Annotated in this window: 11 protein-coding genes and 1 other RNA gene; 4 read left to right on the top strand and 8 right to left on the bottom strand. The window is 69.2% G+C overall.

What is annotated here, in order from left to right; translation table 11 throughout:
* Window positions 1-7 precede the first annotated feature (7 nt).
* The 4 genes from KFLA_RS08640 to KFLA_RS08625 form a co-directional block, all read right to left on the bottom strand.
* Window positions 8-889 carry a carbohydrate ABC transporter permease gene (locus tag KFLA_RS08640; protein ID WP_012919402.1) on the bottom strand — a complete coding sequence of 294 codons (882 nt, stop codon included), beginning with the start codon at window positions 887-889 and terminating at the stop codon, window positions 8-10.
* Entirely contained in the window at window positions 886-1,818 is a 933-nt protein-coding gene (locus tag KFLA_RS08635; protein WP_012919401.1) for a carbohydrate ABC transporter permease, read from the bottom strand. The genes KFLA_RS08640 and KFLA_RS08635 overlap by 4 nt, the downstream gene beginning before the upstream one ends.
* Before the next feature lie 14 nt (window positions 1,819-1,832).
* On the bottom strand, window positions 1,833-3,959 hold the full coding sequence (locus KFLA_RS08630; protein WP_012919400.1) for an alpha-galactosidase: 2,127 nt from the start codon (window positions 3,957-3,959) through the stop codon (window positions 1,833-1,835).
* A 329-nt stretch (window positions 3,960-4,288) separates the two neighbouring features.
* Window positions 4,289-5,206: a nucleotidyltransferase domain-containing protein gene (locus tag KFLA_RS08625; RefSeq protein WP_012919399.1), complete on the bottom strand. Its 918-nt coding sequence runs from the start codon at window positions 5,204-5,206 to the stop codon at window positions 4,289-4,291.
* Window positions 5,207-5,285: 79 nt separating this feature from the next.
* On the opposite strand from KFLA_RS08625, the gene KFLA_RS08620 reads away from it, so the two are divergent.
* From KFLA_RS08620 to KFLA_RS08610, 3 genes are all read left to right on the top strand, one after another.
* Window positions 5,286-5,861, top strand: coding sequence for a winged helix-turn-helix domain-containing protein (locus KFLA_RS08620; RefSeq protein WP_012919398.1), 576 nt, complete (start codon window positions 5,286-5,288; stop codon window positions 5,859-5,861).
* A complete protein-coding gene (locus KFLA_RS08615) occupies window positions 5,858-6,580 on the top strand; it encodes an SRPBCC family protein (RefSeq protein WP_012919397.1) in 723 nt (240 codons plus the stop codon). Before KFLA_RS08620 ends, KFLA_RS08615 begins: the two co-directional genes overlap by 4 nt.
* 61 nt (window positions 6,581-6,641) lie before the next feature.
* Window positions 6,642-7,961: a hypothetical protein gene (locus tag KFLA_RS08610; RefSeq protein ID WP_012919396.1), complete on the top strand. Its 1,320-nt coding sequence runs from the start codon at window positions 6,642-6,644 to the stop codon at window positions 7,959-7,961.
* Window positions 7,962-7,991: 30 nt separating this feature from the next.
* Here KFLA_RS08610 and KFLA_RS08605 read toward each other — a convergent pair whose 3' ends face one another.
* A complete protein-coding gene (locus tag KFLA_RS08605) occupies window positions 7,992-8,801 on the bottom strand; it encodes an LLM class flavin-dependent oxidoreductase (RefSeq protein ID WP_012919395.1) in 810 nt (269 codons plus the stop codon).
* 221 nt (window positions 8,802-9,022) lie between these two features.
* Here KFLA_RS08605 and KFLA_RS08600 point away from each other — a divergent pair, with 221 nt between their 5' ends.
* Window positions 9,023-9,451, top strand: coding sequence for a pyridoxamine 5'-phosphate oxidase family protein (locus tag KFLA_RS08600; protein ID WP_012919394.1), 429 nt, complete (start codon window positions 9,023-9,025; stop codon window positions 9,449-9,451).
* 347 nt (window positions 9,452-9,798) lie between these two features.
* Here KFLA_RS08600 and ssrA read toward each other — a convergent pair.
* The 3 genes from ssrA to smpB form a co-directional block, all read right to left on the bottom strand.
* Window positions 9,799-10,176, bottom strand: a transfer-messenger RNA (tmRNA) gene (ssrA, locus tag KFLA_RS36195).
* Between the two features lie 103 nt (window positions 10,177-10,279).
* Window positions 10,280-10,840 (bottom strand): DUF1707 and DUF4870 domain-containing protein, encoded by a 561-nt coding sequence (locus tag KFLA_RS08595; RefSeq protein ID WP_148256581.1) that lies wholly within the window; start codon window positions 10,838-10,840, stop codon window positions 10,280-10,282.
* A gap of 133 nt (window positions 10,841-10,973) precedes the next feature.
* Window positions 10,974-11,444, bottom strand: a complete 471-nt coding sequence (smpB, locus tag KFLA_RS08590; protein WP_012919392.1) for an SsrA-binding protein SmpB — start codon at window positions 11,442-11,444, stop codon at window positions 10,974-10,976.
* Window positions 11,445-11,462 lie beyond the last annotated feature (18 nt).

The raw sequence follows: 11,462 nt of genomic DNA, 5'->3' as shown, positions 1-11,462 counted from the left end.
TCGACCCTCACTTGATCCCGGAGAAACCGATGGAGTTGGTGATCCGCTTGGCGAACGCCAGGAACAGGATGATCATCGGCAGCGCCGCGACCAGCGTGGCCGCCATCAGCCCGGCCCAGTCCGGCCCGCCCTGCGGCGTCTGCGACCGGAACACGCCGAGCGCGACGGTGAGCACCCGGACGTTCTCCTGCTGCCCGACCAGCAGCGGCCAGAAGTAGTCGTTCCAGGAGTTGATGTAGGTCAGGATCGCCAGCGTCGCGATCGGTGCCGCGCTCATCGGGATGATGATGCCGAAGAAGATCTTGCGGTGCCCGGCGCCGTCGATCATCGCCGCCTCCTCCAGCTCCCGGTTGATGCCGAGGAAGAACTGGCGCAGGAAGAAGATCGCGAACGGCGTCATCAGCGCGCCCGGCAGGATGATGCCGGCGAAGCTGTTCAGCAGGCCGAGGTTCTTGATCAGCACGAAGTTCGGCAGCGTGGTGAAGATCGGCGGCACCATCAGCGCGGCCAGGAACAGCGCGAACACCTTGTCCCGGCCGGGCCAGCGCAGCCGGGCGAACGCGTACGCCGCCATCGCGCTGAAGAACACCTGGCAGACCGTCGTCACGGTGGACACCACCAGCGAGTTGCGCAGGTAGAGCCAGAAGTTGACCGAGGCCCCGGAGCCGCCCTGGGCCTGCGCCTCCTCGACCGTCGCCAGCCCGAGTACCCGCTTGAAGGCGCCGAGGGTGGTCTCCACCGGCAGCAGCGAACTCGGGTGGCCGGCCAGCTGGGTGTTGTCGGAGAACGCCGTCCGGAGCATCCAGTAGAACGGGAACAGGGTCAGCAGCATCAGCACGATCAGGCAGGCCCACGCCACCGCGCGGCTCGGAGTGAGTGCTTTCCTCATGCCAGGTCACTCTCCTTGGCCCGGAGCAGCCGCAGCTGCAGCAGCGAGACCACCGCGAGAATGGCGAACAGCACCATCGCCATCGCCGAGGCGTAGCCGAAGTCGAACCGGGTGAAGGCCCGTTCGTAGATGTAGAAGTAGATCACCCGGGTGGCGTTGATCGGCCCGCCCTGGGTGGTCACCGCGATCGTGTCGAAGACCTGGAAGGAGCCGATCATGGTGACCACCAGGACCATCACCAGGACCGGCCGCAGCAGCGGCAGCGTGATCCGCCAGAACGTCTGCCACTCCGAGGACCCGTCCACCTCGGCCGCCTCGTACACGTACGACGGGATCATCTGCAGGCCGGCGAACACCAGCAGCGCCGTGTAGCCCATGTGCCGCCAGATGTTGATCCCGGCCACCGTCGGGATCGCCCAGTGCGACTCCCCGAAGAAGGCGATCGGGTCGATGCCGACCCAGGTCAGCGCCTGGTTCACGATGCCGACCTGGAAGTCGAGCATCCAGTACCAGACCAGCGCGACCACGACGTTCGCGATCAGGTAAGGCAGCAGGATGACCGCCCGGACCGTGATCGACTTGGTCAGCCGGTACATCAGCATCGCGATGAACACGGCCAGCACGGTCTGCAGGCCGATGTTGATCACGACGTACTCGACCGTGACGACGAGGGCGTTCCAGAAGAAGCTGTCCTGCACCATCCGCTCGTAGTTCTGCAGCCCGTTGAACTCGGGCGGCTGCAGCAGGCTGTACTCGGTGAAGCTCAGGTACGCGCCGCGCAGGGTGGGCCAGATGTAGAACACCACGAAGCCGAGGGTGGCCGGGGCCAGGAAGATCATCGCGACCTTCAGGTCCCCGAGCTTTTGTCGTTGTCGCCGCGCCGGAGTGCTGGTGGCAGCACTCGCCGGGGAACTCGTCGTCACGGTCACAGCCGATCTCCTCCTCAGTCGATGGCTCGGACGTCCAGCAGGATCGCGCTCTCGGGCCACTGGGCCGGGACCTGGATCCCGACGGCGGCGAGAGCGGCGCCGTTCAGTTCCACCTGGCCACCGTCGACCCACCAGGTCGCGGGGTGCCGCGGCTCGGGGCCGGGCGTGGCCATCTTGCTGACGCGGTACGTCCGCTGCGGTTCCAGGCCGGGCAGCCGGACCCGGCCCACGTCGGAGGTGACCGACTGGGTCAGCTGGACGGCGCTGTAGACCGCGCGGGAACCGTCCTGCGCGACGACGCCGTGCAGCAGGACGTCCTCAGGCCCACGGTCGGCCCGGACCACCCGGCCGGTGTGCAGCAACGGCCGAAGCTCCTTGTGCAGCGCGACCCAGCCTGCCAGTTGCGCGCGCTCCTCGGCCGACGCCGCGCTGATGTCCCACTCGATGCCGAAGTGGCCGAACAGCGCGGTCGCCGCCCGAAAGGCCAAGGTCTGGGTCCGGCCGGTGGTGTGCGCCCTGGGCGGACCGACGTGGCAGCCGATCAGCTCCGGCGGCAGCAGCAGCTGGGTGTAGCGCTGGATCTTCTGCCGCTCCAGCGCGTCGTTGCTGTCGCTGCCCCAGACCCGGTCGGTCCGCTCCAGCACCGCGAGGTCGACCCGGGCGCCGCCGGACGAGCAGGACTCGATCTCCAGCCCTGGGTGCCGGCGCTTCAGCTCGTCCAGCAGCCGGTAGACGGCGAGCGTCTGCTCGTGAATGCCCGCCGCGCCGGTCAACTGGTTGCCACCATCAACGAAATCCCGGTTGTGGTCCCACTTGAGGTAGGAGATGTCGTACTCGTTCAGCAGCGCGTCGAGCCGCTCGAGAATGTAGTCGTACGCCGCCGGGATGCCCAGGTTGAGGCCCTGCTGGTACCGCGCGGTCGGCGGCGTCCGGTTGCCGGTGGCAAGGATCCAGTCCGGGTGCTCGCGAGCCAGGTCGGAGTCGGGGTTGACCATCTCGGGCTCCACCCAGAGGCCGAACTGCAGCCCGAGGCCGGTGACGTGGTCGACCAGCGGGTGCAGGCCCTTCGGCCAGATCCCCTCGTCGACGTACCAGTCGCCCAGGCCGGCGCGGTCGTTGCGACGGCCGCGGAACCAGCCGTCGTCGAGCACGAACCGCTCGGCGCCGACCTCGGCGGCCGCGTCGGCGAGCGCCGTGAGCTTGGTCAGGTCGAGGTCGAAGTAGACGGCTTCCCAGGTGTTCAGCACCACCGGGCGGTCCGTCGACGGGTGCGTCGGGCGGGCCCGCAGGTACTCGTGGAAGCGGGCCGACAGCTGGTCGAGGCCGACGCCGTACGAGCCGTAGATCCAGGGCGTGCTGTAACTGCCCTGCGGTTCCAGCCGGCCCTCGCCGGGCAGCAGCAGCTCGCCGCCGCCGATCACGGCGTACCCGCTCATGCCGCGTTCGGCGTACGAGCGGTGGTTGCCGCTCCAGGCGGTGTGCAGGCCCCACACCTCGCCGAAGCCGAAGCCGAAGCCGCGGGTGCCGGCGATCAGCAGCAGGGTGGCATCGGCACCGGTGCGGCCGCGGCGGTTGTCGCGCAGGTGCGCCCCTTGGGTGAACGCGTGCCGCTGCGGGTGCCGCTCGCCGATGTGCCGGCCGGTCAGGTCGAGCAGTTCGGTCGCCTCGGTCGGCACCGGCAGCGCGAGCACCAGCCCGTCCACCGTGTACGCCGAACCGCCGGTGTTCGTCAGGTCGGCCTTCGCCTTGACCAGACCGGAGTCGGTCAGCTCGATGGTCAGCGCGAGCTTCAGCTGCGCGACCGGATCGACGGCGGCGACCGAGACGACGTTGCCGTCGCGGGTGCCGTTCTCCAGCCGGAACGCGGCGGAGAAGTCCCGGCCGTCGCGGTGCCCGGTGAGCCCGGGCAGGCCGAACCAGCCGGCGGAGTACTCCGGAACGACGGAGACCGGGAGGTCGTCGTTCAGGCCGTTGCCGGTCTGAACCGCGCCGGCGCCGCGCCTGAACTCCACCAGCGCGCTGTCGCTCAGCTCACCCAGGTCCGCGCCCCAGTGCAGCACCGACGGTAGGGCCGGACCGGAGCAGTCCAGCACGAGACTGACGCCCGCGGAGCGGAGCTGCAGCACGTTGATGTTCGACACTGTTGGTTCACTCTGCTTTCTGATTGATTTCAGGACGGAACTATTTCCCTTGACACACCGGATGTCAATGCTTCACGTAATTAAGTAAGTACACTGGGCTGCTGTCCCGTGCGCGCCCAGACCTTTACAACGAAGGAACTGCCGACCGCCGACGGCGGTCAGCTGATGTCCGGCAGCCGGGTCGGCATGCGGATTCGCCTTGTTCAGCAGGGCCTTGAGCGCATTCGCCGGATCGACTCGACCGCACCGGCAGTGTTCGCCTGCACCCGGTCGGGCGCTGCTCACAACTTCACAACATCCTGGTCCGGGCGTTCGGCATCCGGACCGGGTCACGCCTCGGCGATGCTCCTTCGCCGAACCGATCCGAGCCAGGCATCGACCTTGCCGACCTCCGGCGTAGGAGGCAGAACCGACGTCCGCAGCGCGTCGTCGAGTTGCTCGTGGAGGTCGAGACGCCAGCGTTCGACCTCGTCCCACGGCAGCGCGCCCGCCTTGACCGCGAGCAAGCGGTCGCGGTGCGGACCGACGTCGACCACGAGCACACCTTCGGCCAGCAGCGTGCGGGCCGAGAGCAGCAGACGAATCAGGTGCATGACGTGCTTCCACTTCGGCGCACCGTCACGCCGGAAGTCCGCTTCCAGCTTCTTGAACTGGCTCAGCACGTAGCCGGAGTACGTCTGGTAGGCGAGCTGGGACAGGAAGGCCGGCCGCAGCTCCAGCAGTTCGTCGCCGAGCGGCGTCCGCGTCACCACCAGCGGCGAGTGCAGCACCTCGAGCAGGTTCGGATTCGCCTTGAGGGCCAACTCGCAGAACCGCTCGACCTCCCGGGAGAACCATTCCGGCTCCGGCCCCTCGACGTGCGTCGGCGGCTTGGCCAGTGACCAGAACGCCTCCGTCGGCGCGACGTACACGCCGCGGGTGTCGGTGTCCGACGTGTCGGTGTCCAGCCCGAAGGCGCGCGACCCGACCACTGCGGCGTAGATCGTCCGCTCCCGCACGAGGCGGTCCCCGTCCGGCGCCTCCACCCCGATCGCCTCGTCCTGGTACGCCGTCCGCAGACTCAACTGGTCCCGCCTGGCCGTCGTACTCCGCCCGTCGGCGAGCCGCACCTCGTACCGCCCGTCGGCCGTGGCGCCATCGATCCGCCCGGTCGCACCCCGCTGCGCCGTACCGCCGGCGTCGTCCGGCCGGGCAGCACGCAGTACGACCTGAGTCCCGACCGGCAACTGCGGCCCATCGATCGCCATGCGGCCATGCTCCCCCACTGCCGGGCCAGTCGCTGACGGCGTATTGACAAATTAATCTGTCAATACCAGTCTGGTGCTCATGAAGCTGCTGGAAGAGCCGGAGGCGGTACGGGCCGCCCTGTCGCCGTTGCGTCGGGAACTGCTGCGGCGGCTGCGTGAGCCCGCCTCGGCGACGCAGCTCGCGACGGCGCTGGACATGCCGCGACAGCGACTCAACTACCACCTCCGCGCGCTGGAGAAGGCCGGCCTGGTGGAGCTGGTCGAGGAGCGGCAGCGCCGGGGGTGCGTCGAGCGGATCCTGCGTGCGGCCTCGGTCGCCTTCGTGGTGGACCCGTCGGTGATGCAGGGCGAGTTCACCCGGCTGCACGACCAGTACGCGGCCGAGCACCTGGTGGAGGTTGCCTCAGGCACCGTTCGCGACGTCGCCCGGATGCAGCAGAAGGCCGATGCCGCCGGCAAGCGACTGCTGACTTTCACGCTGGAGACGGAGGTCCGGTTCGCCGAACCGGGCGACGTGCACCGGTTCACCGACGCGCTGACCGAGGCCGTCCGCCAGGTGGTCGAGTCGTTCGACGCTCCTGGCGGCCGCCCGTACCGCCTGGTCGCCGGCGGCCACCCAGCACCCCGACCTACCGAAGGAGAGGACGCAGAATGAGCGAGCAGAGGCCGACGATCGTGGTCACCGTGGCCGCGCCGGTCGAGGCGGTGTGGGACGCACTGCGCGACAAGGACAAGATCCGGCACTGGCACGGCTGGGAGTTCGAAGGATCCGAGGGCGGGTTGGACCAGGAGATCGACCACATCTACTTCGCCGCGATCACCGAGGAGGACGCGCAGGCCGGGGTGCTGGAGATCCAGGGCGGCGACCGCTTCGTCGTCGAACCCGCCGACGGCGGCACCCGGGTCACGCTGACCCGGGCCGCCTTCGGCGAAGACCCGGAGTGGGACGCGTACTACGACGACGTCACCGAGGGCTGGATCACGTTCCTGCAGCAGCTGCGGTTCGCGGTTGAGCAGCACGCCGGCGACGCCCGCCGAACCCTCTTCTACTCGGGCGCGGGCGGCCAGCAATCAGCGGCCGACGCACTCGGACTCACCGCGCCGGTCGGAGCGTCGTACGCGCTGGAGCTGGTGGGCGAGCCGGCCACCGGCACGGTGTGGTTCCGCTCCGAGCACCAGGTCGGGATCACGGTCGACGCCTGGGGAAACGGCCTGCTCGTGCTCAGCCACGTCCCGCCCGGCCCGGACAAGCCGGCCGGCGCGGCGATGGCGATCCTCAGCCTGTACGGCGTGGACGACGAGACGCGCTCCGCGATCGACAAGCGCTGGCGCGACTGGTGGACGACTCGCCACCCGGAGCCATCCGCAAGCTGAGCCCGCAACCTTTGCGCCCGACGCCGCATCGAGCCTTGTAGACGACCATCTGGGGGCTCACATGCACAAGACATCGATCGCGCTGACCGGCGCAGCGGCGCTGCTGATCGGGACGAGCGCACCGCCCGCGGCGGCAGAGATCAGCAACCCCGCCGCGGTGGGGGACGTGAGGGTCGCCTGGGCGACGCCGGCGCATGAGGGGGTTCGGGTCACCTGGACCGAGAGTGCTTCCGCCGCGAACACCCTGACGCTCTACTCCAGCGACCCTGGCGCCGGACCAACCGAGCTCGGCACCACGCCCGCCGGAGCGGCGAACGAACTCGTGGTCACGCCCGCCCGCTTCAGGAGATCGAGCGATCCGGCGGTCAAGTGGTGGATCGTCGTGTCCGCAGCGGACGGCGGCTCGGCGAGGTCGGTCGACTTCGACATGTTCACCTACCGACCGTCGGCCGTGGATTTGTCCTTCACGGCCGACGGCCAGGTCCGGTGGACCGTGCCGGCCGACACCAGCACCGACGGAACGCCGAACGACCCGCTCGACCTGCCGACGGCGTACCGCTACCGCGTCCAGCAGTCCGTCGACACCGACCCCGACTACGGCAACTGGGAGTGCGCCGTGGTCAGGGATCTTCCGCCGACGACCAGCCGGACCGGGGTCGTGCCGAGCGCGCAGGGCCTGCCGTACGAGGTCGTGGTCGACGCCGAGAACGAGTGGGGCGTGCAGGACGGCCCGGGTGACTTCGTCGGAGTCACCAACCCGCCCAGTATCGCCGGGCCCGCGAGAACGCAGTACGGGGCGACGACGACGCTGACCGGTCAAGTGTTCATCCGCTGGCTGCTCGTCAGCGGAGGGCCGCCGTCCTGTGACGACCGGAGGACGGAGTCCGTGCTCGACACGGTCGTCGTGCAGCAGCGGACGTCGAGCACGGCGCCCTGGACGGTGGTCGGCACGACCAAGACCGACCTCGCCGGCAAGTACACCGCCGTGGTGAAGAACCCCGGCCACCGCGAGTACCGCGTGGTCAGGCCGAACAAGGACAACGGCGAGAGCCTGTCGTACGGCGCGGTCAGCGGCACCACGACGGTCCGGGCGACGACGCGGGTGGTGTCCGCGAAGTTCATCAGCCCGGTGATCAGCTATGGAACCCGTCCGCAGGCCTACCTGTGGGTGGATCCGGCCGGCGCACAGCGAGCGGCGCTGCAGTTCAAGAACGCCAGTGGTGTCTGGCAGGGCGTGTCCTACAAGACCCTGTACGCCGGTCGCGGGCTGCTGTCGTTCCCCTGGAACCGCCGAGGCGTGACGCAGTTCCGCTGGTGGGTGCCGGGCACAGCGACGGCCGACGCGACGTACAGCGGCGTGTTCAACCTGACCGTGCGCTGACCCGGCCGCATCACCTTGGGGGTGTTCGGTTCACAGGGCTGCGCGTAGCCTCGCGGCGCGTTCGTAGCCCTGCTCCCAACCGTCGCCACCCGGCACGAGGATGACGCGCTCCACCCCCGCCTCCGCGTACGCCGCGAGCTGGTCGACCGCCTTGGCCTCGTCGATGTCGTCGACTTGCGGGCCGACGATGGTGAGGGCCGGTCGCGGCCGGTCGTAGCCGGCCGCAAGGTCCTCCAACGCGGCGATCCGCGCCGGCACGTCGTCGACTGCGAGCCCGATCGAGACCCAGCCGTCGCCGAAACGCGCGGCGCGAGCGAGCGCCTTCTGGCCGTCGCCCGCGACCAGGAGCGGCGGAACCGTCGCACCAGGAGCAATCGCAGCCTCCAGCCCCTCCTCCAACTGGACCTTGCGCCCGGCAATCAGATCAGGAAGCACCTGCAGCGCCTCATCCGTCCGCCGCCCACGGCTTTCGAACGACGTACCGGCCGCACGCCAGCCGACGTCGCCGTGGGCCGGGTTGCCCGTGCCCACCCCGAGCAGGAGCCGGTCGCCGGAGACGTGCTGCAGCGAGGTCACCTGCTTCGCCGCCCAGGCGACTGGCCGCAGCGCCAGCAACATCACGCCGTACCCGATCTTGACCCGCTCCGTCACCGCCGCGGCCGTCGCCAGCACGACCGTGCTGTCGAGCATCGGCGCACTCGCGATCAGGTGGTCGGTGGACCACACCGACTCGACACCGGCCCCCTCGGCCAGCCGCGCCGCGGCCCGGGCGTCACCAAGCACCGGCCGGCTCGGATCCGGCGTGGACGTCGGAAGAATCAACCCCAGTTCGATCGTCATGCCCACTACAACCCGCGCCACCACCGAGGTCTTCCGGAGATGGCCTCCGTTTTTCTTGGTTTTGCTGATCGGAGTCCGCGGAGGTCGGCCGCAGCGTCCGCTGCCGGCCCTGCTCCCCCGTGGCGCGCCGACATGCCGCGTGACGGAACATCCGCTTCCCGCGTCGACGTTGACTTCAATGACCTGGGGACGCTGTCCCCTCGCCGACCGGAAAGGCCGTGATGAGCACCGACGCCGACACGCTGACCGCCGAGGATTTCGAGTTCCTCCAGCGCGCGCTGTACGGATTCCTGTCCGTCGCCGCGGGTCCGCTGCCACCCCAGCCCCGCCCGGTGTGGTTCGAGGCCACCGCAGAAGGCACGATCCAGCTGTTCACCGGCCCGGACACCGTCAAGGTCCGACGCCTCCGCCGCGACTCCCGCGCCTCGATCGTCGTCGCCGCCCCCGTCGGCGAACGCGAACGCTGGGTGTCGATCGCCGGCCGAGCCACGGTGGAACCCGACGGCGGGCGCGAGCTCGCCACTCGACTGGCCGAGCGGTACTGGGACCTGACCGACCCGGTCCGGGCGGAGGACCTCGCCGGGATCCTGGCGGAGGAGTGGGTGCGGATCGTGCTCCACCCGGAGAAGGTCAGTCGGTATTCGTACTGACCTGCGGAAACCACCGACTTTGAGCACGGCTCGGTCATTCCAAGTGGCTGGAGACGGCTGAGCCGTGCTCAAAGTTGGAGTGTGAGGTGCGAGAGACAGCCGCTGGCGGCGGGGAGCGCACGCGGTACGACGCGAGCAGGCGAACCACCGACCACCCCGACGGAATCATCGGGCCCACCCGGTGACACCCGCCGTCGGCCAAGCGGGCGGCAGCACGCATGAACTCAAACGGGCAAGCCGGAGCAGCACCGCAGCGAGCGTGGGCGCCGGCTCGGGCCACACCACAGAAGCCGCACAGACGACTTCGCCCCGGCAGCCAGGCTGCCGGGGCGAAGTCAAACTCTCAGGGGTGGAGGTGGCGGGAATCGAACCCGCGTCCTTCAGCGTCGCTCCAAGACTTCTCCGGGCGCAGTCTGTAATGGCGTTTTCTCAGTCCCAGCGCTCGTACAGACACGTCGCTGACGGACTCAGTCACTGTTAATGTCCCGCATCAACCCCGTGACCGGGTTGATGAAGCAAGCTCCCTAGCTGAGGCCAGGAACCGGGTCGGAAGCACTCCCGGGCTGACCGCTTCTTTAGTTGCTCAGGCCGTCAGGCGGCGAGAGCGAAGCTACTGCGCTTGGAATCGGCAGTTATTGGTTTCCAGAGATCGTTTACGAGATAACCCTGGATCCTCGGCCCGCTTCCCTTGGAACGTACGTCCAAAGTCGAAACCGTTCACCCCCTGTTGAGTTGTCAAACTCCCACCCGCCCCGAAGGACCGGTGGAAGGTCCACACTACCAAGTCCAACAAGCCACCCGCACCCGGGATTCCCGCCGGCCGCCGGCCTACTTGATCAGGCGCAGGGTGAACGGGTAGCGGAAGTTGGTGCCGAGCATGGTGGCCAGGCCGGCCACGCCGGTGAGCACGAACCAGACCAGGCCGAGCATCGGGAACAGGAAACCGGTGAAGCCGTCGGTGACCGCGGTGACGACGCCGAGCAGCATGAACAGGCCGAGGGCGCTGAGCTGGAAGTTCACCGCCTCGACGGCGTGCTTGCGGACGGCCGGGTTCTCCTTGCCGGCGGTGGCCGCGATCAGGGCGGGGCCGACGAAGAACGTGGGGTAGCCGAGCCAGTGCGAGATCGTGCCCAGGCCGCGGCCCTTGCCGTCGTACCGCTGGAGGGGGGCCGGGCGGGTGAACGCGGCCGGCGCGTAGGTGGGGACCGGGCGGGCCAGCAGCCCGTCGAAGGAGCCGTTCAGCTCGGCCCGGGTGCGGGCCTTCAGCGCCAGCTCGAGCCGGGTGTCGAACTCGAAGTGGGTCAGCCGGCCGTCGGCGTACATTTCTTGCAGGATCTCGACCGCGCGGTCCCGTTGGGCCGGCGTCACCAGCAGCTCTGAAGTGGACATGCCTCCACTGTGCGCCGCGGCGGGCGTCCGCCCCATCGGGTTCCGCCCGGAACGACCCCTGAGCCGACCCCAGGGCCGCGCTCAGCCGAAGGGGTCCGTACGCCGGGGTGGTGGCGGGCGACCAGTCCGCGGATCAGCGGCGGTGGCGTTCGGAGAGGGCTCGTTGGGCTTCGCGGGAGGCCTGGCGCTCGGCCAGGGCGTGGCGCTTGTCGTAGTCCTTCTTGCCTCGGGCCGTCGCCAGCTCGACCTTGGCGTAGCCGTCCTTGAAGTACAGCGACAGCGGGACCAGCGTGACGCCCTGCTGCTCGATCGCCTTGATCAGCTTCTGCATCTCGTCGCGGTGCAGCAGCAGCTTGCGGGTGCGGCGCGGCTCGTGGTTGGTCCAGGTGCCGTGCGTGTACTCCGGGATGTGCATGTTCTGCAGCCAGAGCTCGTTGCCCCGCACCGAGGCGAACGCGTCGACGAGGGAGGCCCGACCCAGCCGCAGGGACTTCACCTCGGTCCCGGTCAGCACGAGTCCGGCCTCCACCACGTCGTCGATGTGGTAGTCGTGTCGCGCCTTACGGTTCTGCGCGATCGGCTTCTGGCCGGTCTGTTTCACCATCCCGCCAGTATCCCAGAC

It is taken from the genome of Kribbella flavida DSM 17836 (assembly GCF_000024345.1).
Taxonomy (GTDB): domain Bacteria; phylum Actinomycetota; class Actinomycetes; order Propionibacteriales; family Kribbellaceae; genus Kribbella; species Kribbella flavida.
The sequence above is the reverse complement of the archived record's forward strand: the minus strand, read 5'-3'. Positions and strand labels throughout refer to the sequence as shown.

What these genes read in the sequence shown, in the direction of transcription:
- KFLA_RS08640 (WP_012919402.1), bottom strand. Translation starts at nt 889, where the DNA reads ATGAGGAAAGCACTCACTCCGAGCCGCGCGGTGGCGTGGGCCTGCCTG.
- KFLA_RS08625 (WP_012919399.1), bottom strand. Translation starts at nt 5,206, where the DNA reads ATGGCGATCGATGGGCCGCAGTTGCCGGTCGGGACTCAGGTCGTACTG.
- KFLA_RS08620 (WP_012919398.1), top strand. Translation starts at nt 5,286, where the DNA reads ATGAAGCTGCTGGAAGAGCCGGAGGCGGTACGGGCCGCCCTGTCGCCG.
- KFLA_RS08615 (WP_012919397.1), top strand. Translation starts at nt 5,858, where the DNA reads ATGAGCGAGCAGAGGCCGACGATCGTGGTCACCGTGGCCGCGCCGGTC.
- KFLA_RS08610 (WP_012919396.1), top strand. Translation starts at nt 6,642, where the DNA reads ATGCACAAGACATCGATCGCGCTGACCGGCGCAGCGGCGCTGCTGATC.
- KFLA_RS08605 (WP_012919395.1), bottom strand. Translation starts at nt 8,801, where the DNA reads ATGACGATCGAACTGGGGTTGATTCTTCCGACGTCCACGCCGGATCCG.
- KFLA_RS08600 (WP_012919394.1), top strand. Translation starts at nt 9,023, where the DNA reads ATGAGCACCGACGCCGACACGCTGACCGCCGAGGATTTCGAGTTCCTC.
- KFLA_RS08595 (WP_148256581.1), bottom strand. Translation starts at nt 10,840, where the DNA reads ATGTCCACTTCAGAGCTGCTGGTGACGCCGGCCCAACGGGACCGCGCG.
- smpB (WP_012919392.1), bottom strand. Translation starts at nt 11,444, where the DNA reads ATGGTGAAACAGACCGGCCAGAAGCCGATCGCGCAGAACCGTAAGGCG.